22 protein-coding genes are annotated in these 24,983 nt (G+C 69.1%); 12 read left to right on the top strand and 10 right to left on the bottom strand.

From position 1 onward, the window contains the following. Window positions 1–8: 8 nt before the first annotated feature. Window positions 9–1,439: an alpha,alpha-trehalose-phosphate synthase (UDP-forming) gene (locus ABN273_RS13435; RefSeq protein WP_349449070.1), complete on the top strand. Its 1,431-nt coding sequence runs from the start codon at window positions 9–11 to the stop codon at window positions 1,437–1,439. 8 nt (window positions 1,440–1,447) lie between these two features. Here ABN273_RS13435 and ABN273_RS13430 read toward each other — a convergent pair whose 3' ends face one another. The 3 genes from ABN273_RS13430 to ABN273_RS13420 are packed head-to-tail and all read right to left on the bottom strand — an operon-like array spanning window position 1,448 to window position 3,168. Then, a complete protein-coding gene (locus ABN273_RS13430) occupies window positions 1,448–2,023 on the bottom strand; it encodes a hypothetical protein (protein WP_349449069.1) in 576 nt (191 codons plus the stop codon). 35 nt (window positions 2,024–2,058) lie between these two features. Continuing rightward, window positions 2,059–2,829 carry a trehalose-phosphatase gene (otsB, locus tag ABN273_RS13425; RefSeq protein WP_349449068.1) on the bottom strand — a complete coding sequence of 257 codons (771 nt, stop codon included), beginning with the start codon at window positions 2,827–2,829 and terminating at the stop codon, window positions 2,059–2,061. Window positions 2,830–2,868: 39 nt separating this feature from the next. Continuing rightward, window positions 2,869–3,168: a DUF3263 domain-containing protein gene (locus tag ABN273_RS13420; protein ID WP_349449067.1), complete on the bottom strand. Its 300-nt coding sequence runs from the start codon at window positions 3,166–3,168 to the stop codon at window positions 2,869–2,871. Window positions 3,169–3,278: 110 nt separating this feature from the next. Here ABN273_RS13420 and ABN273_RS13415 point away from each other — a divergent pair, with 110 nt between their 5' ends. From ABN273_RS13415 to ABN273_RS13400, 4 genes are all read left to right on the top strand, one after another. Further along, window positions 3,279–4,085, top strand: coding sequence for an SAM hydrolase/SAM-dependent halogenase family protein (locus ABN273_RS13415; protein ID WP_349449066.1), 807 nt, complete (start codon window positions 3,279–3,281; stop codon window positions 4,083–4,085). A gap of 214 nt (window positions 4,086–4,299) precedes the next feature. Further along, complete coding sequence (locus tag ABN273_RS13410) at window positions 4,300–5,439, top strand: S8 family serine peptidase (RefSeq protein WP_349449065.1); 1,140 nt, start codon at window positions 4,300–4,302, stop codon at window positions 5,437–5,439. 53 nt (window positions 5,440–5,492) lie between these two features. Continuing rightward, on the top strand, window positions 5,493–5,897 hold the full coding sequence (locus ABN273_RS13405; protein WP_349449064.1) for a Zn-ribbon domain-containing OB-fold protein: 405 nt from the start codon (window positions 5,493–5,495) through the stop codon (window positions 5,895–5,897). Next, a complete protein-coding gene (locus tag ABN273_RS13400) occupies window positions 5,894–7,078 on the top strand; it encodes a lipid-transfer protein (RefSeq protein WP_349449063.1) in 1,185 nt (394 codons plus the stop codon). The genes ABN273_RS13405 and ABN273_RS13400 overlap by 4 nt, the downstream gene beginning before the upstream one ends. Window positions 7,079–7,130: 52 nt before the next feature. On the opposite strand, the gene ABN273_RS13395 is transcribed toward ABN273_RS13400, so the two are convergent. The 5 genes from ABN273_RS13395 to ABN273_RS13375 all read right to left on the bottom strand — a co-directional run bounded on the left by ABN273_RS13395 (window position 7,131) and on the right by ABN273_RS13375 (window position 12,855). Further along, on the bottom strand, window positions 7,131–8,144 hold the full coding sequence (locus tag ABN273_RS13395; protein ID WP_349449062.1) for an ABC transporter ATP-binding protein: 1,014 nt from the start codon (window positions 8,142–8,144) through the stop codon (window positions 7,131–7,133). After that, a complete protein-coding gene (locus tag ABN273_RS13390; protein WP_349449061.1) occupies window positions 8,131–9,165 on the bottom strand; it encodes an ABC transporter ATP-binding protein in 1,035 nt (344 codons plus the stop codon). The genes ABN273_RS13395 and ABN273_RS13390 overlap by 14 nt, the downstream gene beginning before the upstream one ends. Before the next feature lie 13 nt (window positions 9,166–9,178). After that, window positions 9,179–10,153, bottom strand: a complete 975-nt coding sequence (locus tag ABN273_RS13385; protein ID WP_349449060.1) for an ABC transporter permease — start codon at window positions 10,151–10,153, stop codon at window positions 9,179–9,181. Continuing rightward, a complete protein-coding gene (locus ABN273_RS13380) occupies window positions 10,146–11,090 on the bottom strand; it encodes an ABC transporter permease (RefSeq protein WP_349449059.1) in 945 nt (314 codons plus the stop codon). The genes ABN273_RS13385 and ABN273_RS13380 overlap by 8 nt, the downstream gene beginning before the upstream one ends. 127 nt (window positions 11,091–11,217) lie before the next feature. Continuing rightward, window positions 11,218–12,855, bottom strand: coding sequence for a peptide ABC transporter substrate-binding protein (locus ABN273_RS13375; protein ID WP_349449058.1), 1,638 nt, complete (start codon window positions 12,853–12,855; stop codon window positions 11,218–11,220). 472 nt (window positions 12,856–13,327) lie between these two features. Here ABN273_RS13375 and ABN273_RS13370 point away from each other — a divergent pair, with 472 nt between their 5' ends. From ABN273_RS13370 to ABN273_RS13360, 3 genes are all read left to right on the top strand, one after another. Beyond that, complete coding sequence (locus ABN273_RS13370) at window positions 13,328–14,263, top strand: ABC transporter permease (RefSeq protein WP_349449057.1); 936 nt, start codon at window positions 13,328–13,330, stop codon at window positions 14,261–14,263. Next, window positions 14,256–15,122, top strand: coding sequence for an ABC transporter ATP-binding protein (locus ABN273_RS13365; protein ID WP_349449056.1), 867 nt, complete (start codon window positions 14,256–14,258; stop codon window positions 15,120–15,122). Before ABN273_RS13370 ends, ABN273_RS13365 begins: the two co-directional genes overlap by 8 nt. 275 nt (window positions 15,123–15,397) lie before the next feature. Next, window positions 15,398–15,553 carry a hypothetical protein gene (locus tag ABN273_RS13360; protein ID WP_345001379.1) on the top strand — a complete coding sequence of 52 codons (156 nt, stop codon included), beginning with the start codon at window positions 15,398–15,400 and terminating at the stop codon, window positions 15,551–15,553. A 777-nt stretch (window positions 15,554–16,330) separates the two neighbouring features. Here ABN273_RS13360 and ABN273_RS13355 read toward each other — a convergent pair. Then, the gene (locus ABN273_RS13355; protein WP_349449055.1) at window positions 16,331–17,245 is read right to left on the bottom strand and encodes a hypothetical protein; all 915 of its coding nucleotides are present in this window, start codon (window positions 17,243–17,245) and stop codon (window positions 16,331–16,333) included. 422 nt (window positions 17,246–17,667) lie between these two features. Further along, on the bottom strand, window positions 17,668–18,984 hold the full coding sequence (locus tag ABN273_RS13350; protein ID WP_349449054.1) for a KamA family radical SAM protein: 1,317 nt from the start codon (window positions 18,982–18,984) through the stop codon (window positions 17,668–17,670). Window positions 18,985–19,162: 178 nt separating this feature from the next. Here ABN273_RS13350 and ABN273_RS13345 point away from each other — a divergent pair, with 178 nt between their 5' ends. From ABN273_RS13345 to argS, 4 genes are all read left to right on the top strand, one after another. Beyond that, window positions 19,163–19,720, top strand: a complete 558-nt coding sequence (locus ABN273_RS13345) for a DUF1707 SHOCT-like domain-containing protein (protein ID WP_349449053.1) — start codon at window positions 19,163–19,165, stop codon at window positions 19,718–19,720. A 107-nt stretch (window positions 19,721–19,827) separates the two neighbouring features. Beyond that, window positions 19,828–20,847, top strand: a complete 1,020-nt coding sequence (plsX, locus tag ABN273_RS13340; protein ID WP_349449052.1) for a phosphate acyltransferase PlsX — start codon at window positions 19,828–19,830, stop codon at window positions 20,845–20,847. 52 nt (window positions 20,848–20,899) lie between these two features. Continuing rightward, the gene (locus ABN273_RS13335; protein ID WP_349449051.1) at window positions 20,900–23,182 is read left to right on the top strand and encodes an HAD-IC family P-type ATPase; all 2,283 of its coding nucleotides are present in this window, start codon (window positions 20,900–20,902) and stop codon (window positions 23,180–23,182) included. Further along, a complete protein-coding gene (gene argS, locus ABN273_RS13330) occupies window positions 23,179–24,906 on the top strand; it encodes an arginine--tRNA ligase (protein ID WP_349449050.1) in 1,728 nt (575 codons plus the stop codon). The genes ABN273_RS13335 and argS overlap by 4 nt, the downstream gene beginning before the upstream one ends. The last annotated feature ends 77 nt before the right edge of the window (window positions 24,907–24,983 follow it).

The raw sequence follows: 24,983 nt of genomic DNA, 5'->3' as shown, positions 1-24,983 counted from the left end.
GAGCTCAGATGAACAGCGTCCTGGTGGCCTCCAACAGAGGACCGGTCTCGTTCACCGTCTCCGACGACGGCGAGCTGACCATGAAGCGCGGTGGCGGCGGCCTGGTGTCGGGGCTGTCCGGGGTGGCCAAGAAGGACGGCGTCCTGTGGGTGTGCGCGGCGCTGTCGGACGGCGACCGCAGCGCCGTCCGCCTGGCGCCCGGCGGCAGGATCGACCAGGCCGGCTACGACACGGGGCCGCTGCGCATGCTCGACATCCCGCCCGCCACCTTCCACCGGGCCTACAACGCGGTGGCCAACTCCACCCTGTGGTTCGTCAACCACCTGCTCTACGACATCCCCAACTCGCCCAACTTCGGCACGAGGTTCGAGCGGGAGTGGGAGTCCTACCGCGACTACAACGGCGCGTTCGCGCTGGCGCTGGCCGAGGAGGCCGGCCACGGCGCCCGCGTGATGGTGCAGGACTACCACCTGACGTTGACCCCGGCGATGCTCCGCGCCGAGCGGCCCGATCTGCGCATCGCGCACTTCAGCCACACCCCGTGGGCGCCGCCCGAGTACTTCTCGCTGCTGCCCGACGAAGTGGCCGGAGAGGTCCTGGAAGGCATTCTGGGCGCCGATCACGCCGGGTTCCTCACCGACCGGTGGGCGCAGGCGTTCATGGACTGCTGCGAGGCGCTGCTGGGCGCGGAGGCCGACCGGGCCGGCCGCAGCGTCACCTACGGGGGCAGGACCACCCGCATCGGCGTGCACAGCCTGGGCGTGGACGGCGAGGCGCTGTGGGAGCGGGCCTGCGAGCCCGACGTCGAGTCGCACATGGCCGCGCTCAGGGAGCAGGTGGGCGACCGGCGGCTGATCGTCCGCATCGACCGCACCGAGCTGTCGAAGAACATCGTGCGCGGCCTGGTGGCCTACCGCGAGTTCCTCGACGCGCACCCCGAGTGGCACGGGAAGGTGGTGCATCTGGCGTTCGCGTACCCGAGCCGGCACGACCTGCCCGAATATCGCGAGTACACCGCGTCGGTGCAGCGCTGCGCCCAGCAGATCGAGGACGACTACGCCACCGAGGACTGGGACCCGCTGATCCTCAACGTCAACGACGACTACCCGCGCTCGCTGGCCGCCTACCGGCTGGCCGACGTGCTGCTGGTCAACCCCATCCGCGACGGGATGAACCTGGTCGCCAAGGAGGGCCCGATCCTGTCGCCGCGCTGCGCGCTGGTGCTCTCACGCGAGGCGGGGGCGGCGGCCGAGCTGGGCCCGCACGCGCTCGTGGTCAACCCGTACGACATCAGCGGCACGGCCGCCGCGCTGCACAAGGCGCTCGTCATGCCGGAGGACGAGCGCCGGATGCGCCGCGACAAGCTGCACGCGGCGGCCACCGCCCTGCCGCCGCAGAAGTGGCTCGCGGCCCAGCTCGACGCCCTCGCCGAGATCTAGGACGGTCCTCAGCTCCAGTCGGCGTTCTTGAGCGCGTCGGCCAGCCCCGGCGTGTTCCACTGGTCGACGACCAGGATCTTCGTCTTCGGTAGAAACCACTCGCGCTGCATGTACCGGGACTTCACCTTGCCGGTCGAATAGCTGACGCAGCTGAACTTCCACTCGCGGTAGGCCGCCTTGTGGCCGGGGCCGACCGGGCGCAGGCCCTTGACCTTCGCCGGGCCCATGGTCTGGCCCCACTTGCGGTTGTGCGGGCACAGCTGCACATCGGTCGCCGGGTAGAAGGGCTCGGCCCCGGTGTAGGGGGCGAAGAGCTCGTCGCCCTGCTTGATGGCCTTGGGACCGAGCACCCAGAAGCTGTCGCATTCGGGGACGCCGTACCCGCCCTTCGGGTTGCCGCACTTGCCGGTGACCACCCGGATCCAGTCGGGGTCGACCCGATAGACCTTCCACTCGATCGGGAGATAGATCGTCAGGCCGCCTCTGAGCTTGAGCGGCTGCGCGGGCGCGGCGCTCGCGGGTGAGGGGACGGCGAGGAGGGTGGCCGCGGCCACGGCCGCGGCGGCGAGGTATCGCTTGGACATGCGCCCGACCCTAGAGTTCGGGACTTGCAGACCAATCACGAACGGCTGAAAGCCGATGCAAGTTCTTGCAGCAGCGCCACGACGCCGTCGGGCCCCTCCACCACGATGTCGGCCTGCTCGGCCAGGGCGATGACCTCGGCTGAGCCGCTGCACACGGTCACGCCGGGCAGCCCGGAGGCGCGGACGGCCGCGAACGCGGTCAGGTCGCCCAGATCGTCGCCGACGAACATGACGGACCTGGCGGCCCGCTCGGCCAGGAACAGGCCGAGCGCCTGCCCCTTGTCCATGCCGGGGGGCCGCAGCTCCAGCACGAAGCGCCCCGGCTCGACCACCAGGCCGTGCTTCTCGGCCAGCTTGGCCAGCGGCTCGCGCAGCTTGGCGAGCGCGCCCTCGGGGTCCGGACTGCGCCTGGTGTGCACGGCCACGGCCCGGCCCTTGTCCTCGACGGCCACGCCCTCCAGGCCGAGCGTGCCGAGCAGCAGCGGCAGCTCGGCCTCGGCCCGCGGCACGCCCGGAGGAGGCGGCGGACCGGAGATCCGGCCGCCCTCCCAGCGCTCGAAGCCGTAGTGCCCGAGCACGACCAGCCCGGGCACGTCGGCCAGGCCCGGCCCGAGCTCCAGCGCGGTGGCAGGCGGCCTGCCGGTCACGATGGCCACCGCCAGGACGTGGGCGCCCAGCTCGGCGAGTACTTCGGGGGCCTTCGGGTGGATCACGGCCTTGGCGGGGTCGGGCACGATCGGCGACAGGGTCCCGTCGAAGTCGAGCCCGATCACGGCACCGGCCGGATCGCTCAAGATCGCTTCCATTCCAGGGATGTTCCTCACGCGGCTGCCGTACCCAGCCGGTCAGGGACGCATGCCGAGCCTTCTGGCCGCACGGTCACGCTGGCGGGTGGACCGTAACCTGCGCAGCCTCTTGACCAGCATGGGATCGTGCTCGAGCGCCTCCGGCCTGTCGATCAACTCGCCGAGCAACTGGTAGTAGCGCGTGGCGGAGAACCCGAAGCTCTCCTTGATGGCCTGCTCCTTCGCGCCCGCGTAGCGCCACCACTGGCGCTCGAAGGCGAGGAGTTCGATATCGCGTTCTGAGAGTGGTTGGCGGGACGGTTCCTGGGCAGCATTGTCACCGCTGAGCGGTGCTCCCATGGTGTCCTCCTCGAAAGGGGCGTGGGCCGATGCGCGCAGGGGCCCGAGCCAATCGTAATGTGCCGAGTGCGGCTGTTCACGGCGGATTGGGCGACGTACAGTCACGAAATGTGACCTCAGTCATCACACTCCTCACCGACTATGGGCTCGAAGACGGCTATGTAGCAGCGTGTCACGGAGTGATCGCCGGAATCGCCCCCGAGGCGCGGGTGATCGACGTGTGTCACCTGATCCCGTCGGGAGACGTACGGCGCGGTGCGGCGGTTCTCGCCCAGACCATCCCCTACCTCCCCAAGGGCATCCACATCGGCGCGGTCGATCCCAGCGCGGGCGGCGCCAGGCGCGCGGTCGCCATCGAGGCGGGCGGCCGGGTGTTCATCGGCCCGGACAACGGGCTGCTGTCGTGGGCGGTGCACGCCAGCGGTGGCGCCGAGGCCGCGTACGAGATCAGCAACGAGGAGCACTTCCTGCGGCCGGTCTCCCCGACCTTCCACGGGCGAGACGTGTTCTCACCGGTCGCGGGGCGGCTGTTCGGCGGGCTGAGAACCGCCGACCTGGGGCCCGAGGTGCCGGTCGGCCGGCTGGTCTCGCTGCCGAAGCCGACGTCGCTGCTGCGCGAGGGCTCGGTGGAGGGCGAGGTCGTCTCGGTCGACCGCTACGGCAACACCCAGCTCTCGATCGCGGCCGGCGACCTGCACGCGCTGGGCGTGCGGGTGGGCGACACGCTCGGGGTGTGGCTGGGCCGGCGCCAGCTGGCGCTGCCGTACCGGGAGACGTTCGCGGCGGTGCCGCCGGGCGAGCTGGTGGCGTTCGCGGATGCGGCGGGGCTGATCGCGATCGCGGTCAATTCAGGTGACGCGGCGCAGCGGCTGGGGCTCCCGCCTGGAGCGCATGTCCGACTTTCTCCCACTTCTTAGTGATGAGCTTCGCAGATCGGAAATTACTCCGCGTATCGGTCTGTTCACCAAATGACCTCCAGTCGCATGCCAGAATGCACACGCGGGCATCCTCCCCCTCCCGAGATCTCCCGCTCGAGGTCAACGTGTACCAGCTGTCCGTTGTGCTGCTCTCCATACTGTCCGCGATCTGGCCACTGCCGGAGCCGCCGGTGTCAGAGCGCTGGCGCGCCCGATGAGCAGGCTCCTCGTCCCCGTCCTGGTGGCCGCGCTGGTGGTCGGGATCGCCCCGGCGAGCGCCTCGGACGACGTGAGCTTCGACGACGTGGGCGAGGCCGCGCGGGCCGGGCAGTGGCAGCTCGCCGCGATGCGGCTGCCCGAGGCGTGGCGGTCGAGCAAGGGCGAGGGCGCGGTCGTGGCCGTGCTTGACACCGGCGTGAACTGCTGCCACCCCGACCTGCGGGGCGCCGTGGTCCAGGGCCCCGACCTGACCGGCGCCGCCAAGGGCCTCTGGGGGTGGCACGGGACCGCCATGGCCAGCCTGATCGCCGGGCGCGGGCACGGCGACGAGCGCAAGGGCGGCGTCATCGGGGTGGCCCCCGCGGCCAGGGTGCTGTCCATCAGGGTCACGCTGGAGAACGGCGACCCGCTGCGCGTGCAGCAGCGCTCCGGCGGGCACGACGCGCTGGCCAGGGGCATCCGGTACGCGGTCGACCACGGCGCCGACGTGATCAGCATGTCCCTGGGTGGCGGCAGCGGCGCCTGGGAGGGCTCGGCGTCGGAGGAGGAGGCCGTCAAGTACGCGATCGACAAGGGGGCGGTGTTGGTGGCCTCCTCGGGCAATGACGGCGAATCGGCCAACAGGAAGAACTTCCCCGCCGCCTACCCCGGAGTGATCGCCGTGGGAGCGGTGGACCGGTCGCTGGACGTGACCAGGTTCTCCAACCGCCAGGACTACCTCTCGGTGGTCGCCCCCGGCACGGAGATCGTCACGGCCGACGGAGACGACTCGTACGTGATGAGCGACGGCACCAGCTCGGCGGCGGCCATGGTGGCGGGCATCGCGGCCCTGATCAAGTCGGCTCATCCGGACATGTCGCCGTACGACGTACGGACGGCGATCGAGCTCGGCACCCGCAAACGGCCCGCGAACGGCCACAGCGCCGCCTACGGGCACGGGGTGGCCGACGCGCTGCTCGCCCTGCGGGAGGCCGACCGCCTGGACGTGCCCGCGCCACGCCTCGCCGGCCCGGGACCGTACCCCGGCGACGGGCCACCACCCGTTTCCAGAGGACCGGTGGTGGCGGGCATGGTGGTGCTGGTGGCGGCGATGTCGGCACACGTGCTCGTACGCCATCGCAAACGCCGCCGGTGACCCTCGGAGAGACCCCTCCCAACCTAGCAAGCGCTTGTGCGATACTCCGGACTATGACGTTTGCGATCGAGGGCTGGTTCGCCATCGACGAGGACGGCGTCTTCCTGCTGGGCACCAGGTGCGCCACCTGCGGAACCGTCTGCTTCCCGCCCCGCAGCGCCCTCTGCCCCGATCCACGCTGCGATGGGACGTCGACGGAGACGGTCCGGCTCCCCCGTCGCGGAAGGGTGTGGTCGTACACGAACGCCTGTTATCCGCCCCCTGCGCCCTACGTCGCGGCGGAGCCGTACGTGCCGGTGACGCTGGCCGCGGTGGCGCTGGACGAGGTGGGGATCGTGGTGCTCGGGCAGGTCAAGGGCCTCACGGCGGCGGAGCTCGAGGTGGGCATGGAGCTGGAGCTCACCTCCGGGCCGCTGGCCGACGGGCCGCTGGTGTGGATGTGGGGGCGGGCCTCATGAGTGTCGTGGTCCTGGGCGTCGGGATGCATCCGTGGGGGAAGTGGGGCCACCCCTTCCTTGAGTACGGAGTGGCGGCCGCCCGCGCGGCGCTGAGCGACGCCGGGGTGGCGTGGACCGACGTGGAGTTCGTGGTCGGGGCGGACACGATCAGGAACGGCTACCCGGGCTTCATCGCGGGAGCCTCGTACGCCCAGGCGCTGGGCTGGTCGGGCGCCAGGGTCGCCTCCTGCTACGCGGCCTGCGCCTCGGGCGCCCAGGCCGTCGACATCGCCCGCACCCGCATCCTGGCGGGCCTGTGCGACGTGGCGCTGGTGGTGGGGGCGGACTCGACCCCGAAGGGCTTCTTCAAACCGGTCGGCGGTGACCGCCCGGACGACCCGGACTGGCAGCGCTTCCGGCTGCTGGGCGCCACGAACCCCGCATATTTCGCCCTGTACGCCCGCAGGCGCATGGCCCTGTACGGCTCGACCCCCGCCGACTTCGCGGCCGTCAAGGTCAAGAACTCGCTGGCCGGATCGCTAAACCCCATGGCCCGCTACCGCAAGCCCGTCACCGCCGAGGAGGTGCTGGCCTCCCCCATGGTCGCCGACCCGCTGCGCCTCATGGACATCTGCGCCACCTCGGACGGGGGCGCGGCGGTGGTCCTGGCCTCCGAGTCCTACGCGCGGCGGCGGGGCCTGTCCGGCTCGGTACGCGTGGCCGCCGTGTCCACCGTCACCCCCACCTTCCCCAACACGGTCCTGGAGCTGCCGAACTTCGCCACCGACTCCTGTGCCGCCGCACCCGCCCCTGAGAGGCCCTTCAGAGCCGCGATCGCGCACGCGGCGTACGAGGAGGCGGGGATCGGGCCGCAGGACGTCTCTCTGGCGGAGGTGTACGACCTTTCCACGGCGCTGGAGCTGGACTGGATGGAGGACATCGGCCTGTGCCCGCCCGGCGAGGCGGCCAAGCTCCTGCACGACGGGGAGACGGGGCCGGGCGGCCGGATCCCGGTCAACCCCTCGGGCGGCCTGGCCTCCTTCGGCGAGGCGATCCCCGCCCAGGCGATCGCCCAGCTCTGCGAGCTCACCCTGCAACTGCGGGGCGTGGCGGGCGGGCGCCAGGTCGCCGGCGCCCGCGTCGGCCTCGCCGCCAACCAGGGCCTCTTCGGCCACGGCTCCGCCCTGATCGTCACCACGTGACGCGAAGGCCCCCCGAGGAGAGCTCCTCGGAGGGCCTTCGGCGCGAAGGGGGTCAGCCCGCGTGCACCACGTCGTGCGTCTCCGCGAAGTGGCAGGCGCTCTCGTGCCCGGTCCCCGGCCGCACCTGCAGCAGGGGCTCCTCCTCGGCGCAGATCTCCTGTGCCTTCCAGCACCGGGTACGGAAGCGGCACCCCGACGGCGGGTTGGCCGGGGACGGCGGGTCGCCCTGCAGGATGATCCGCTCCCGCTGCTCCCGCCCCTCCGGGTCCGGCACCGGCACCGCCGACAGCAGCGCCTGCGTGTACGGATGCGCGGGCTTGTCGTAGATCTCGGTGTCCTTGCCGAGCTCCACGAACTTGCCCAGGTACATCACGCCCACCCGGTCGGAGATGTGGCGCACCACCGACAGGTCGTGGGCGATGAAGATGTACGCCAGGTTGAACTCGTTCTGCAGCCGCTCGAGCAGGTTGATCACCTGTGCCTGGATGGACACGTCCAGGGCGGACACCGGCTCGTCACAGACGATGATCTCCGGCTGGAGCGCCAGCCCTCGGGCGATGCCGATGCGCTGCCGCTGCCCTCCGGAGAACTGGTGCGGGTAGCGGTTGATGTGGTCGGGGTTGAGGCCGACCACCTCCAGCAGCTCCTGCACCTTCTTGCGGCGGTCGCCCCGTGGCGCCACCTCGGTGTGGATCTCGTACGGCTCCCCGATGATGTCGCCGACGGTCATCCGGGGGTTCAGCGAGGTGTACGGGTCCTGCATCACCATCTGGATGTTGCGGCGCACCCGCTTGAGCTCGCTGCCCCTGGCCTTGCCGATGTCGCGGCCGTTGATCAGCACCGAGCCGGAGGTGGGCCGCTCCAGCGCCATCAGCACCTTGGCGAGGGTGGACTTGCCGCAGCCCGACTCGCCGACGACGCCCAACGTCTCGCCCTTGTGCAGGTCGAACGACACGCCGTCGACGGCCTTGATCGCGCCGATCTGCCGCTTGAAGACGATGCCCTGGGTCAGCGGGAAGTGCTTGACCAGGTCCCGCACCTCGAGGATGCGCTCACCGATCGCCATCGAGGACCTCCCTCCAGTAGTGGCACGCGCTGCCTCGGGTGCCGCTGATCTCGTGGAGCGGGGGGCTGTCAGTCACGCAGTTGTCCTGCCGGTACGGGCACCGGGGATGGAACGCGCAACCGGTCGGCAGGTCGAGCAGGTTGGGTGGCAGGCCCTTGATCGCGTACAGGTCCTGGCCCTTGAGGTCGACCCGGGGGATCGACTCGAGCAGGCCCTTCGTGTACGGGTGGGCGGGCCCCTTGTAGATGTCGTGCACGGGGGCGTTCTCCACGATGCGCCCCGCGTACATGACGGCGATCTTGTCGGCCACGTCGGCCACGACGCCGAGGTCGTGCGTGATCAGGATCAGGCCCATCTGGCTCTCGCGCTGCAGCTCGGCCAGCAGCTCCATGATCTGCGCCTGGACGGTCACGTCGAGCGCCGTGGTCGGCTCGTCCGCGATCAGCACCTCGGGGTCCAGCGCGATCGACATCGCGATCATGATGCGCTGCCGCATGCCCCCGGAGAACTGGTGCGGATAGTCGTTCACGCGCTGCCTGGCGGCCGGGATGCGCACCCGGTCCATCAGCTCGACGGCCTTCTTCATGGCGTCGGCCTTGGACATGCCCCGGTGCACCCGGAACATCTCGCTGATCTGCCAGCCCACGGTGAACACCGGGTTGAGCGCGGAGAGCGCGTCCTGGAAGATCATCGCGATGCGCTGGCCGCGCACCTGCGTGCGTGCCTCCTCCGACAGCCTGAGCAGGTCGGTGCCCCTGAACCGGATCTCCCCCTTGGGGATGACCGCCGGCGGCACGTCCAGGATGCCCATGATCGCCTGAGCGGTCACGGACTTGCCCGAACCCGACTCGCCCAGCACGGCGAGCGTCTCGCCGGGGGCGACCGTGTAGCTCACGCCGTTCACCGCGCGAACGACCCCCTGGCGCGTGCGGAACTCCACGTGCAGGTTGTCGACCGCCAGCAGTGGTTCGTCGCCCAGCCCTCCCTCGGCGGGCAACACATCCGGTGACGTCTTCTTCACTTGATCCCCCCTTCTACCTGAGCTTCGGATCGAGAGCGTCGCGTACGGCGTCGCCCATCATGATGAAGGCGAGCACCGTGATGCTGAGGAACACGGCCGGGAACACCAGCGGCAGCGGCGCCTCCAGGAACCTGTTCCGCGCGTCGGCGATCATGAGGCCCCAGGAGATGTCCGGCGACTGCACGCCGACGCCCAGGAACGACAGCGCGGCCTCGGCCGCGATGAAGCCACCCAGGTTGATCGTGGCCACGACGATGACCGGGGCCAGCGAGTTGGGCAGCAGGTGGCGGAACATGATCCGCCCCGCTCCCGCTCCCAGCGCCCTGGCCGCGACCACGAAGTCCTGGCTCTTCGCGGTGATCACGGCCGCCCGCATGATGCGGAACGTCATCGGCCAGCCGAGCACCGCCAGCGCGAGGATGACCAGCATGATGCTGTTGGCCCGGCCGCGGAAGGTGGCGGCGATGAGCAGCGCGCCGAGAATCGGGGGGATGGCGAAGAAGACCTCGGTGACCCGCGACGACACCGTGTCGACCACACCGCTGCGGTAGCCGGCCACGATGCCGAGCAGGCCGCCGATCAGCGCCGTGATGATCGTGGTGAACACGCCGATGATGATGGAGTTGCGCGCGCCGTGGATCGTCCTGGCGTAGACGTCGCAGCCCAGGCTGTCCTTCCCGAACAGGTGGCCGGCGCTGGGCACCTGCCTCGCCGTGGACAGGTCGCAGGTCCTGGCGTTGTACGGGTCGATCGAGGTGAACAGCGACGGCCAGACCGACATGACCAGCAGGATCAGGATGATGATCACCGACATGATGAACATCGGCCGGCGCCTGAGGTCATACCAGGCGTCGGTCCACAGGCTGGCCGGCTTGCCCTCCTTGGCCTTCTTGCCGTGTCGTGGGGTCGCCGGGGCTGCCCCCGTGTCGCTGACCAGAGTCTGCGTCTCCGGGAGCCCGGGCCCCACCGGCGGGGTTGGGTTACTCATAGCGGATCCTCGGGTCGAGCACGGCGTACAACAAGTCGACGACCAGGTTGGCCAGGATGTAGATCAGCACCAGGACGGTGACGATGCCCACCACGACCGGTTGTTCTCGCAAGTAGACCGAATTGAAGAGCTGATTCCCGATCCCTTGGAGATTGAAGATCGTTTCTGTGATGACCGCGCCGCCCATCAGGTTACCGAGGTCGGCACCGAGATAGGTGACCAGCGGGATCAGCGCGTTACGCAACCCGTGCCTGCCGATGACGCGGCGCCTCGACAGGCCCTTGGCCGTGGCCGTGCGGATGTAGTCCGCTCTCAGCGTCTCCACCAGGCTGGTCCTGGTGAGCCTGGTCAGATACGCGATCGACGTGCCCGCGAGCACGAAGCCGGGCAGCAGGTAGCTGCGGAAGCCCGCGAACGTGCCCGCCACGGGGAAGATGTCCGCACCCGTCCACTGCTTGAGCTTCACGCCCAGGACGAGCTGAAGTACGAAGCCGGTCACCAGCGTGGGCACCGAGATCAGCAGCAGTGTGGAGGCGAGGATGGCGGTGTCGGTGGCCTTGCCACGGCGCAGCGCCGCCCACAGCCCCAGGCCGACGCCGATGATCGCCTCCATGACGAGGGCGGTCAGGGCGAGGTTCAGGGTGACCTGGAACTTGCCGGCCATGATCTGGGACACGGGAATGTCGGCGAAGTTCACGCCGAAGTCGCCGCGGAAGAGCACGCCGCTGATGTAATACCAGTACTGCAGCAGCAGCGGATCGTTCAGGTGATACTGCTCGCGCAGGACCTCGGCCACCGCGGGGTCCGGGCGCTTGTCTCCGAAGAGCGCCGCGACGGGGTCCCCTGGCAGCGCGAAGACGATCATGAATATGAGTAGGGTGGCGCCGAGCAGGACGGGTATCGCCTGGATCAGACGCCTGATGACATAACGGCCCATTGAAGCCCTCCGGTACATGACTTGGAGGCAGCCCCCGGAGCCCTTGGTTCACCCGGCTCGGGTGGCTGCCTCCAAGCTCAGCCCTCCGACAGGTGGGCGGCTCTCGCCGCCCACCTCGCGAATGACGTCAGGCCTTCTCTATGTCCGCCCATTCAACCTGGTTGAGCAGGTTGAGCTTGACATTCTTGACCTTGGTGGAGTGCCCGAAGTTGCTCCGGTAGAAGTAAACCGGGATGTACGGGAGGTCCTTGATCAGGATGTCGTCGGCCTGCTGGTAGAACTTCAGGCCCTCGGCGGGGTCGGCCGCCTGGTCACCCTTGGCCACCAGCTCGTCGAACTCCTTGTTGGAGTAGCCACCGTAGTTCGAACCGGTGCCGATGGAACCGGTGCCGAAGATCGGGGTCAGGTAGTTCTCGGCCGACGGGTAGTCGATGGACCAGCCCATACGGAACAGGCCCTTGTACTCCTTGGCGTCCAGAGCGTCCAGGATGCCCTGGAACTTCTCGAACGGCTTCGGCGTCACCTCGATGCCCAGGTTGGCGCGGAGGTTGTTGGCGACCGCCTCGATCCACTCCTTGTGGCCACCGTCGGCGTTGTAGCCCAGCTCGATCGTCTTGGGGCCCTTGGCCGCGTCGTACAGCTTCTTGGCCTCGGCCGGGTTGTACGTGCACGAGGTGCACGCGCCCTGGCGGTAGCCGGGGATGGCCGGGTTGATGAAGTCGTCGGCGGGCGCGCGGGTGCCGGAGAAGACCGTCTCGGTGATGGTCTTCCTGTCGATGGCCATCGAGATGGCCTTGCGGACGTCCGGGTTCTTGTAGTCCGGGTTGTACTTCAGCGGCACGCCGATGTAGCCGACAGCGGCGTCGGGCTCGTCGAAGTAGCGGTCACCCAGCGCGGCCTTGGCGCTGGCGATCGCCGAGGCCGGCAGCGAGTCGTCGATGTCGAGGTTCTCGGCCTGCAGGTCGTTGTACGCGGTCTCGGCGCTGGTATAGATCTTGAACTGGAGCTTCTTCCAGTTCTTCGGCTTCGGCCCCAAGAACTTGTCGTAGACCGTCATGTCGATGGTCTGGTCGGTGCCCTTCTTGTAGGGCTTGTCCAGCTTGAACGCGCCCTGGCCGATCGGCTGCTCGCCGTAGGCCTGGGTCACCTTGCCGTCGGGGCCGAAGGCCGACTTCGGCATCGGGTAGAAAGCGGTGTAGCCGAGCATCGTCTTGAACTGCGAGAACGGCGCCGAGAGCGTGACCTCGAGCGTGAGGTCGTCGACGACCTTGAGGCCCTTCATCTCCTTGGCCGTCGGCGTCTTGCCCTCACCCGGGTGCACGTCGGCGTAGCCGTCGACGCGACCGAAGAAGTAGGACGCGCTCATGGCGTTGTCCTGGTTGGCGGCGAAGTTCCACGCGCGGGCGTAGTCCGCGGCGGTCACCGGCGTGCCGTCGTGCCACGTGTAGCCGGACTTGAGCTTGATCGTCCAGACCTTGCTGTCCGACGTCGTGATCGACTCGGCGGCTTCCTCGACTGGCTGCTTGTTGGCGTCGTAGCCCACGAGCGGCGAGAACACTGCGGCGAGGACCTCGGAACCCTCGGTCTCCGACGTGTTCGGCGGAACCAGAAGCTCCTGGGGCTCACCGACTTCCATGCGGACCGGCGTCTCGCCGCCGCCCGCGGCAGTGCCGCCACTGTCAGAGCCACCGCCGCCACACGCGGCAACCGCGAGGGCGAGCAGCGCGGTACCGGCGACGATCTGTGCGCCCTTAGTAACACGCATGGTGAAAGAATTCCTCCCTCTACAGATGGGCGTAAGCGCTGAGCTGCGGTGATCGTGAGCAGCCTGACGGAGGGTCCTGGTATCCCCCCGGGTTTGGCTGACATGGTCAAACCAGCCGACGCCCTGCCAGTCGATCGCGACTATCCCTTACTACTTGCCACCAGGGAGTCTCTGGCGCGTTGCAGTTCGGTCACACGTGTGCCAATCCAGCGTCACAGACATTCAGCGCAAGGAGCATTAAACCGTACAAACAAGATGCAACCGGCACGGCCCGGACGTGAACAGACGTTGAAAATTACCCCCTACACGGGAGTGGTCGTGCCCTTGCCACCACACCCCGGCTCGCTGGGCTACGGTTGAGCAGGTCTTGACGGCGCCTTGGGAACCCGGCGTCCCAAGACTCCGTCCAACTGACTGTCGCCAACCCGCGCGACAGGCACCCCACCGACCGGGATCCAATAGAGTCCTTGCCATGAGCCAGCCGGAATCCGCTGTCGCGGACGCCCAGGCGGGCGGCCATAGCGGGCAGGAGCCGCTGGCCAAGCTCGCCAAGAGATACGGGCTTCGCCGTGCCATCGCGCGGCCGAGGTTCCCTGTCTACCTGCGCCAGCTGTGGGAGCGCCGACACTTCATCCTGACGTACGCGACCTCGCGCAACGTCTCGAAATACTCCAACTCGGCCCTCGGCCAGCTGTGGCAGGTGCTCACGCCGCTCCTGAACGCCGCGATCTACTTTCTGATGTTCGGCCTCATCCTGGGCGGCAGCAAGGACATCAAGAACTACCCGGCGTTCCTGCTGACCGGGATGTTCGTCTTCACGTTCACGCAGCGCACGATCACCGCGGGCGCCAAGTCGATCTCGAGCAACCTGTCGCTCATCCGCGCGCTCCACTTCCCCCGGGCGTCGCTGCCGCTGGCCTATACGATCCAGGAGCTCCAGCAGCTCGCCATCTCCATGGGCGTGCTCCTCACCCTCGTGGTCGCCACACAGGAATGGCCCACCTGGTACTGGCTCATGATCCCCGTCGTGCTCGGGCTGCAGACGATGTTCAACATCGGCGCCGGCCTGGTGATCGCCCGGCTCGGCGCCACCATGCGCGACCTCAACCAGTTGCTGCCGTTCATCACGCGCACCTGGCTCTACGCGTCGGGCGTCTTCTTCGCGATCCAGGACAAGGTCGTCGGGTCCGCGGGGCTGCCCCAATGGGTCGCCAACGTGATGTACCTCAACCCGGCCGCGTCCTACATCGAGTGGATGCGGGAGATCCTCATCCGGACCCACAATGAGGAGTACGGCCACCACCCGCCGACGATGGTGTGGGTGTCTTGCGTATCCTGGGCGGTGTTCGCTCTCGGATTCGGCTTCTGGTACTTCTGGCGGGCCGAGGAGAGGTACGGGCGTGGCTGAACTGACCAAGGAGCTGTCACAGGTGAAGGGCGAGAAGCCCGCCGTCCCCGGCAAGGATGTGAGGGTGCATCCCAATCCGGAGCCTCAGGGCAAGTCGCCGCTCGACGTCCCCACGGGCACTCCGACCGTCATCGTCGACGACCTCCACATCGTCTACCGCGTCTACGGTGCGGCCTCGGACACGGAAAAGGGCAACGCGGTCAACGCGCTCACGCGCATGCTCAAGCGCCAGGGCCGGCCGCAGATGAAAGAGGTCCACGCGGTCAAGGGCGTCACGTTCGTGGCCTACCACGGCGACGCCATCGGCATCGTGGGCCGCAACGGCTCGGGCAAGTCCACGCTGCTGCGGGCCATCGCGGGCCTCCTCCCGCCGCACGCGGGCGCCGTCTACACCGACGGCCAGCCCTCGCTGCTCGGCGTCAACGCGGCCCTCATGCGCGAGCTGACCGGCGAGCGCAACATCATCCTCGGCTGCTACGCCATGGGCATGACGCCTACCGAGGTCCGCGAGAAATACCAGGAGATCGTCGACTTCTCCGGCATCGACGAGTTCGTCCAGCTGCCCATGTCCACCTACTCCTCCGGCATGGGCGCCCGCCTCCGCTTCGCCATCTCCTCGGCCAAGACCCACGACGTCCTCCTCATCGACGAGGCCCTGGCCACCGGAGACCGCGAGTTCCGCAAGAAGAGCGAGCAGCGCATCCGCGAGATCCGCGAGTCCGCCGGCACGGTCTTCCTCGTGGCCCACGACCTCAAGGTCATCGAGGAGACCTGCAACCGCGTCATCTGGCTGCACAAGGGCAAGATCAAGATGGACGGCGACCCGAAGGAAGTCATCGCCGCCTACAACAAGGGCTGACTCCCTCCCGCGCCTCGGCCGGTCTTCACCAGCGCCCCCTTCAGGGTGGCGCCGCCGCCGCGTACCCGGACACCGGCCGATACGTGTCCCGCCCGACGCCGCGCAGGACCTCCACCACCCCCTTACCGGACCTCAACCCGGGTTCGCCACCAGTTCGATCTCTTGTGCGAAACACGGGCGACCCGTGTGGCAAATGACTGACAGCGAGCCTGCCGTTCCGATAGGATTCGAACGTCAATTCGATCCGAGGGTCGCTGATGGAGTGGGAGCGCGCGATGGTGGAGCTTTCGACCGCGATCGACCACCTGGCCACCGAGGACGTGTCCGAGATTCCCCGGATGCAGCTCGCGGAGCAGCTGCTGGAGCTGCACTGGCAGATGGCCAGGCTGCAGGCCCAGATAGCCCGCCGCACCGGCGTCCGCCTGCCATAGCCGTCCTGAGGGAGCGGGGGGTCAAGAAGGCGGCGGCGTAACCGCGACAAAGCAAAGGCCGCCGACCCCGACTAGCTGTGGGGCCGGCGGCGGGGCTCGCGCAGCACCGCTGCCCTGCAGTGGCGGCGCAGTGCGCAAACCAGGGCGTGGGCGCGTCCGCCCAGACCCGTCATGAGACCGCCTGCTTTCGCGGGGTCTCACAACCCAACGCGCGTCAGTGCCTCGGGCGTCTTGGCACCTGTGATCGCCCTTCGGCCTGCCGCGTCAGTGCGACGACGTCTCCCCATCGGCCCCGCCGACCTGCCGCACCAGAGCGGCGGCACCGGGCCTCCAGCACCAGAACGAACGGCACGCGGACCGCCGCGCTCCAGCAACGGCTTACGGCCTGCCGCGCCGGAACGGCGGCACACGGACCGCCACGCCACGGCGACGGCATTGCGGCCTGCCGCGTCAAGCCTGCCGCGTCACAGGGACGCACACAGGCCGGCGCGCGCCAATTGACGCGTGCAGACCACCGTGCCGACGGATGCGTGGAAATCACCGTGCCGACGGACGCGCACAGTCGCCGCGCCGCGCAATCGGCACGCGGACCACCGCGCCGGACGTCGGCGCTGGGCCCCGGGAAAGGGAAATGACGTCATCAGGGAACAGCTGGGGCGCACGGACGGGGCCGCGTCGTCGCCGGCATGGCCGGTCCCCGGGTGTCGGCACCTAGGACACCCGCGAACCGTCACGCCGGCCCTCGGCGAGCCGCCGCTCGGGCGCCTGCATCCGCGTCTAGTTGCGGACCCAGGAGTCCCGCACCGAGCTCGTCAGCGCGTCGGTGGTCCAGCCAAGGGCGGTCAGCACGTCGCTGTACGTGCTGCCGGCCCTGGTTCCGTTGGTGGAGACGAAGCCGGAGGCGTCCTCGACGAGCGGCGTGAGCCCCTCCATGGAGGCGGCCCGCGTGGCGCCGGGCAGCGCCTCGACGACCGGCGCGATCTCGGAGGGCGCGACCTGGCCGATCACCGGCGACAGCCGGCCGCTCCTGGCGTGCGGCAGCGCGCGCCCGGCGGCCTGGCTGAGGCCGGTCACGACACTTCCGGCCGACAGGGAGTCGACGCCCTTGGTGGTGCTGTTCATGGTCTTGGCCGCGGCACGGCTGAGGTCCGCCACGCTGGAGCCGGTGGCCGGCAGCAGGGTGGTGCCGTCGACCGCTGCGGGCGCCGCAGGCTGCGCCAGGCGTGCCGCGCCCGGCACGACGGGCACGGGCAGAGACTCGGTCAGGCCCCCTCCGCCGAGCGTGAGCCCGTTCGCGATCGGCGACAGCTCGGGCAGCGGGCCGTTCTGGCGGGTGACGTCCTCAGCCGCGTTCGGCGTGGTGGCGCGCTTGCGCCGGTTCGCGTAGGCGGCGGCCAGCTCGGCCTCCGACATCCTGCCTGCGGGGCGAGCGCCGGGCTTGGCCTCTGACATCCGGCCCGCGGGGCGAGCGCCGGGCTTGACCTGGGTGACGCCGCCCAGCAGGCCGCTCACCAGTTTCCCGCCGACCACGCCGCCCAGCAGGCCGCTGACCGGGATTCCCGCCGTGGTGCCCTGGCCCTGGCCCTTGTACCTGGCGGTGTCGTATCGAACTTCCGCGTGGGCCGGCACGGCCAAAGCCGCCGCCAAGCCGAATGCTGTGACGGCGGCCGCCGTCTTGACTAGTCGATTCATGATTGCCTTCCCGGCTCCTGATCGATCGCTCTCGAATGAGGTGGAAATGCGAATCGATAACCCCCGAATGCCATGGCGGGCGCGCTATGGGCACCGCATGGAGCGTGCCGTCACGGCTGGGCTACGCGAGCAGTTCTACCACTGGCCATGATCGGCCGCAGGCGCATGAATGCCCATGTAACCGCGGTTTGCAGGTCGGTTACCGAGTGGAGGGAGACCGTTGAGCGGGGGGACAGAACGGGAAATAGGAGGGTCTTGTTTCCGATATTGCACGCGCTCGGGTTCGGCGCCGCGGACGCACGGGCCCGGACCGCGTACACGTGGAAATTTCAGTCCCCGGCGGCCCGTGACAAGAGGGGAGGGGAAAACAAATGTCACGGGCCGGGGCACGGATTTCTTGGTCGCGACGGTTGCGCGACCGGTCAGGCGGGCAGCAGGGCGTCCGCCGGCTCGAACGGAAAACGGTCGGCGAAGGCCGGGCGCAGGTCGGTCAGCCACACCGCCGACGGGTCGTAGCGCGCGAAGAACGGCCGCCCGACCAGCGAGGGGTCGCGCGCCTGGATGAAGTGGAGCATGAACACCTGCTCCCCCGCGATCTCGGTCACGCCGTCGACGCACACCTTGCCCGGCGTGGCCGACATCGACGGCCCGCGGACCGTGCGGCAGAGCCCGGAGACGCTCGAGTACGCGTCCCTGAAGATCTCGTAGGCGCGCGCCAGCGGCACCGCGAAGTAGTCCTGCGGCCCGGTGTCACGCTCGACGAACATGTAGTAGGGGATCATCCCCATGCGCAGCTGCCGCCGCCACATCTGCGACCACACGGCGGGGTCGTCGTTGATGGACCTGATCAGCGGCGCCTGGGTCCTGATCGTGGCGCCGCTGCCGAGGATGCGCTTGACCGCCGACTCGACGAGCGGCGACTCCAGTTCGCGCGGGTGCGAGAAGTGGGCCATGAACGCGAGGTTCTTGCCCGCGTTCACCACCTCCTCGAACAGACCGAGCGTGGCGTCGGCGTCGGGGTCGGTGGTGAAGCGCTGCGGCCAGTAGGCCAGCGCCTTGGTGCCGATCCTGATCGACTCCAGCTGGTCCAGCTCCAGCAATGGCTCGATATATCGTCTGATGACGGGCTCGCCCATGATCATCGCGTCGCCGCCGGTGATCAGGACGCTGGTGATCTCGGGATGCCGGCGAAGGTAGGCCACCATCTGGCCGATGTCGTCGGAGGCGAACTTCAGGTCCGCGTCACCGACGAACTGCGCCCACCGGAAGCAGTAGGTGCAGTACGCGTGACAGGTCTGCCCCTGCTTGGGGAAGATCAGCGCGGTCTCCGAATATTTGTGCTGCATGCCAGGCACCGGCTCGTCGCCCATCTTCGGGACGTTGAGCTCCTTCTGGCCCGCGGGATGCGGGTTGAGCTGCGCGCGTACCCGGTTCGCCTCGGCCTGGATCTCGGCGTTCGGCGCCTCGGCCTTGAGCAGGTCGGCCAGCCGGGCGACGTCGGCAGCGGGCAGCATGTCCTCTTGCGGGAAGACGAGCCGGTATATGGGGTCGTCGGGCGCGGCCGCCCAATCTATGAGTTCATCGACGACGTAGGCGTTGGTCCGGAACGGCAGCACCGTGGCGACGGCACGGACCTTCAGCCGCTCCTCGTCGTCGAGCCCCGCGCGCTTCAGGAGTTCGTCAAGGTGCTTGGACGTGTACGCCTTGAAGCGTCGCGTGCCTGCTTGGTTCAAGATCACTAGGCGTTTCCCATCTTTTTTGTTCGCTCGCGTGTAAACCTCACGACCCGGTCGCGCGTCTACGGTTCTTAATACCCGGACGCTATCAGCGGCGTCAGCGGTTCCACAGGGCTCCAAGTTTTCCTTCAGGTTTGTGGGCACTCGCGACATATCGCGAATCGTCATACACTGATTTGTTGTGACCCACGATCCGGACCTGCGGGCCTCCGACGCCGATCGCGACCGCGTGGCCGCGGTCCTGGCCGAGGCTCTCGCGACAGGAAGACTCACCAGCGTCGAGCACGCCGATCGCCTGGACGTCGCCTACACGGCGAAGACGATGGGCGAGCTCGTCCCCCTCACCCGGGACCTGCCCGAGGTGTCCGCGTCCGACGTGCCCGCCGCCATCGAGCAGCAGGTCATCGACTCGAAGTTCAGCAAGATCGTCCGTAAGGGACGGTGGGTGGCCTCCCGCAACACCCGGCTGTCCGCCCGGTTCGGCGCCCTCATCATCGACCTGTCGGACGCCGTGCTGCCCGGACGCGAGATCACCATCGAGACGAACGCGTGGTTCAGCAAGATGATCGTGCGCGTCCCCGACAACGCCCACGTGATCGACGAGGGCAGCTCGATGTTCGGCAAGCGCAACGTGACGGGCGGCTCGCAGGCGGACGGGCCGTTGATCCGGGTCACCGGGTCGTCGAAGTTCTCCAAGGTGATCGTGTCGCGCGGGAAGGACGACTGGAACCTCCACTGATACCCGCCGGTTAACCTGGCTACTGCCTTGCCTACGATGCGGACATACCCCGAGCCCGCGTCCCGGTCCAGCCGTGGCGGCGGGCTCGATGCCGTACGAGGTGATCATTGTCCGACAGCAGGCCCATCGCGCTCGATGCCATGGGCGGCGACCACGCACCGCACGAGATCGTGGCGGGAGCGGTGCATGCCGTGCGGGAGCGCGGTCTGTCCGTCGTGCTCGTCGGCTCCCCCCGCGTGCTCTACGAGGCGCTCGCCGACCACGACGCCACCAAGGAAGTCCCGATCGTACGGGCCGAGGAGGCCCTGTCCATGGACGAGGGCGCGCTGGCCAGCCTGCGCCGGCCCCGCTCCAGTCTCGCCGTCGCCTGCCACCTCGTACGCCGCGGCGACGCCGCAGCGGTCGTGTCCGCGGGCTCGACGGCGGGCATCGTGGCCACCGGCAGGCTCCGGCTCAAAGGCCAGCAGGGCGTGCTCAGACCGGCCATCGCGGTCGCCATCCCCACCCTCCCCAAGCCCACCCTGCTCATCGACGCGGGCGCGAACGCCGAGGCCAAGCCGGAAATGCTGGTGCAGTTCGCTCATCTGGGGACGGCCTACGCCGAGCAGGCGTACGGCATCGAGGCGCCCAGAGTCGGCCTGCTCACGATCGGCAGCGAGGCCGAGAAGGGCAACAAGCTCGTCAAGCGCGCCCACGAACTCCTCCTGGCCTCCCCCGGCATCAACTTCACGGGCAACGTCGAGGGCCACGACCTGCTGGCCGGCAAGGCGGACGTGATCACCACCGACGGGTTCACCGGGAACGTGGCGCTGAAGACCATGGAAGGTGCGGTCCGCTACGCGTTCTCCGAGCTCAAGGAGGCCGTCAGCGAGAGCAGGGTGGCCAGGCTGGGCGCCGCGATGCAGCGCTCGCGCATCCGCGAGCTGCGCCGCCGCCTCGACCCCGAGGCGTACGGGGGCGCCGTGCTGCTCGGACTGAACGGCACCGTCGTCATCGCGCACGGCTCGTCCAGGGCCGATGGGATCAGCGCGGCCTGCAAGCTCGCGGCGGATCTGTCCGGGGCCGGAATCGTCTCCCGGATCGGCGACAAGCTGGCCGCCACGCATCGCTCCCACCGGCTCTGGTGACCCCGTAGGGTGGCACCGATCCACAGAAACAGGGGGCTATGTGGAGTCAGTGGTGCACGGGCTCACTTCGGCACAGGCGGCGGTGGCGCAGGCCAACCATGTTCCGCGCAGGTCGAGCCGGTCGCTGAGCGCGATCGTCAGGGCGAACGTCTTCACGCTGTTCAACCTGGTCATCGGCGTGCTCTGGGCGCTGGTCCTGATCTTCGGTGAGTGGCAGGACAGCCTGTTCGGGCTGGTCATCGTGGCCAACGTGCTGATCGGGATCGTTCAGGAGTTACGGGCCAAGCGCACGCTCGACAAGCTCGCGGTGATCAACGAGGCCCCGGTCAGGGTGCGCCGCGACGGCCGGGAGCGGCAGGTCCAGCCGCGCCAGGTGGTGCTGGGCGACCTGGTCCTGCTCGGCCCCGGCGACCGCCTGCTGGTCGACGGCGAGGTGGTCGAGTCCGACGGGCTGGAGGTGGACGAGTCGCTGCTGACCGGCGAGGCCGACCCCGTGCACAAGCGGCCGGGCGACCAGGTGTTGTCGGGCAGCTTCGCGGTGGCGGGCGCGGGCGCGTTCGTGGCCACGAAGGTCGGCACCGACGCGTACGCGGTGAAGCTGGCGGAAGAGGCGAGCAGGTTTCACCTCGCCCATTCCGAGCTGCGTGCGGGCGTGGCGAACTTCATCAAGTACATCACCTGGCTGGTCATCCCGATCGGCGCGCTGCTGATCTACAGCCAGCTCAAGCACTCCGCCGACTTCGGTACCGCGATCACCGGCGCGGTCGCGGGCATCGTCACCATGATCCCCGAGGGGCTGGTGCTGATGACCTCGATCGCGTTCGCCGTCGGCGTCATACGGCTCGGCCGGCGCAAGTGCCTGGTCCAGGAGCTGCCCGCGATCGAGGGGCTGGCCAGGGTGGACGTGCTGTGCCTGGACAAGACGGGCACGCTCACCGCCGGCGGCATGGACCTCGACCAGGTGCTGCCCCTGCGCGACGGCCAGCCGGTCGAGGACGCGCTGGCCGCCCTGGCACACCTCGACAGCCGGCCGAACGCCACCGCCGAGGCCGTCCGGGCCCGTTACCCGGCCCCCGGGGACGGATGGCGGGCCGACGCGACCGTGCCGTTCTCCTCGGCGCGCAAGTGGAGCGGGGCCGACTTCGGCGAGCGGGGCGCGTGGGTGCTCGGGGCTCCCGACGTGCTGCTCGACGGCGGGGACGGCTACGACAAGGCCGCCGAACTGGCCGCCACCGGCACCCGGGTGCTCGCGCTCTGCCGCACCGAGTCCCTCCCGGAAGCGAAGGGCCTGGAGCCGGTGGCGCTCGTCACGTTCAAGCAGCGCATCAGGCCCGACGCCCGGGAGACCCTGCGCTACTTCGCCAAACAGGGCGTCACCGTCAAGGTCATCTCCGGCGACAACCCGGTCGCCGTCTCCGCCATCGCCGCCGGCCTGGACATCCCGGACGCCCACCGCTCCGTGGACGCGCGTACCCTCCCCCACGACGACCCGGACAAGCTGGGCGAGCTGCTCGACTCCCACGCTGTCTTCGGCCGCGTCAGCCCCCGGCAGAAGCGCCAGTTCGTCGCGGCGCTCCAGGCCCGGGGCCACACCGTGGCCATGACCGGCGACGGCGTCAACGACGTGCTCGCGCTGAAGGACGCCGACCTGGGCATCGCGATGGGCGCGGGCAGCCCGGCCACCAAGGCCGTGGCGCAGGTGGTGCTGCTCGACGACAAGTTCGCCACGCTGCCGCACGTCGTGGGCGAGGGCCGGCGGGTGCTGGCCAACATCGAACGGGTCTCCAACCTGTTCCTCACCAAGACCTTCTACGCGATCGTGCTGTCGCTGTGCGTGGGGGTGGCCGGGGTGATGTTCCCGTTCGCGCCCCGCCACTCCACCCTGACGAACGCCCTGACCATCGGCGTGCCCGCGCTCTTCCTCGCGCTCGCGCCGACGCTCGAACGCTCGAAGCCCGGCTTCGTCCGCAGGGTGCTGCGCTTCGCCGTACCGGCCGGGGTGTTGTGTGCGGCGGCGGTGCTACTGTCGTTCTGGGCCGCGCACAGCGGCACGTCCACCCTCGTCGAGGACCAGACGTCGGCGGTGATCACACTCTTCCTCACCACCTGGTGGGTGCTCGTGCTGATCGCCAGGCCGCTCAACTGGTGGCGGATCGCCCTGGTCGGCGCCATGGCGGCGGCGTTCGCGATCGGGCTGGCGATCCCCTTCGTCCGCCATTTCTTCGCGCTCGAACCCGGCGACGTCAGCAACGACCTGACCGCCGTCGGCATCTCGGTCGTGGCGGCGGTAATGATAAGCGTCGCTGTCAAGGTCGCCGGTACCCTTAGAACATGACCGACCCGCAGATAATGCTCACCGAGCGCGTCCAGCAGGCGCTGGTCCGCGCGTTCGGCTCCGAGCACGCCGACGCAGACCCGCTGATCCGGCCGTCCCAGTTCGCCGACTTCCAGGCGAACGTCGCGATGAGTCTGGCCAAGCGACTGCGACGGGCGCCGCGGGAGGTCGCCGAGGCGATCAAGGCGGAGCTGTCCGACTTTCCCGGCACGGTCGAGGTCAGCGGCCCCGGCTTCCTCAACATCACGCTCGACAAGTCGTGGATCGAGTCCGAGGCCACGCGGATGCTGGCCGACCCGCGGCTCGGCGTCGGCACGATCACGCCGTCGCAGACCGTGGTGGTCGACTACTCCGCGCCCAACGCGGCCAAGGAGATGCACGTCGGCCACCTGCGCACCACGATCGTGGGCGACTCGCTGGCTCGCCTGCACGAGCACCTCGGCAACACCGTGATCAGGCAGAATCACCTGGGCGACTGGGGCACGCCGTTCGGCATGCTCATCGAGCACCTGCTCGAGGTCGGCGAGGCGGCCGCGGTCGCGCAGCTGGAGGCCGGTCAGGGCACGGAGTTCTACCAGGCGGCGCGGGCCAAGTTCGACGGCGATGACGCGTTCAGGCAGCGCGCCCGGGTGCGGGTCACCACGCTGCAGTCGGGCGACCCCGAGACGATGCGACTCTGGCACGTCTTCATGGACGCCACCGTCCGCTACTTCAACAAGGTCTACAAGCTGCTGGGCGTGACGCTCACCGACGCCGACCTCGCCGGCGAGAGCATGTACAACCCCATGCTGCAGAAGACGTGCGACGACCTGGAGGCGTCCGGGACGGCGGTGATCAGCGAGGGCGCGCTCTGCGTGTTCCCGCCCGGTTTCACCGGCTCCGACGACAAGCCGCTGCCGCTCATCATCAGGAAGAGCGACGGCGGCTACGGGTACGCCACCACCGACATGGCGGCGATCCGCTACCGCGTCCACGACCTGAAGGCCGAGCGCATCCTCTACGTCGTGGGCAACGAGCAGGCGCTGCACTTCCGGATGGTGTTCGCCGGGGCGCGGCTGGCGGGCTGGCTGCCCGACTCGGTCTCGGCCGAGCACGTCCAGATCGGCATGATGCTGGGCAAGGACGGGCGCAGGTTCAAGACCCGCTCCGGCGAGTCCGTCAAGCTGATGGACCTGCTCCAGGAGGCCATCGACCGGGCCACGGCCGCCATCGCCGACCGGGGCTACGACGAGGCCACCATCAAGGAGATCGCGCACACCGTCGGCATGGGTGCGGTGAAATATGCCGATTTGTCGGTTAGCCACGACAGCGAGTACGTGCTCGACTTCGACCGCATGCTCGCCTTCACCGGCAACACCGGCCCCTACATGCAGTACGCGACCGCCAGGATCCGCTCCATCTTCCGTAAGGCGGGAGTGGACGCGGCCGACGCGGAAGCCCCCATCGTGCTGGCCGAGCCCGCCGAGCGCGCGCTGGGCCTCCACGTGCTGGGCTTCGGTGAGCTGATCTCCCAGGTCACCGTGGAGTCCGAGCCGCACCGGCTGTGCGGCTTCCTCTTCCAGACCGCCAGCCTGTTCAGCACGTTCTACGACGAGTGCCCAGTGATCAAGGAGGGCGTCGATCCGGAGACCAGGGAGCAGCGCCTGGCCCTCTGCGCGCTGACCCTGCGCGTGCTGGAGACCGGACTCGACCTTCTGGGCGTCCCCGTCCCCGAGCGTATGTAACAGCTCAAAGTCCGCAGATCTGTCGTGGGCGCGCCTTCGCCTGGTTGGCGCGCCCGAAGGGCTAGGCTTTTGCGCGG

It is taken from the genome of Nonomuraea sp. B19D2, from assembly GCF_040137845.1.
Lineage (GTDB): Bacteria > Actinomycetota > Actinomycetes > Streptosporangiales > Streptosporangiaceae > Nonomuraea.
Note: the sequence above shows the minus strand (reverse complement) of the source record. Positions and strands in the feature narration are given on the sequence as shown.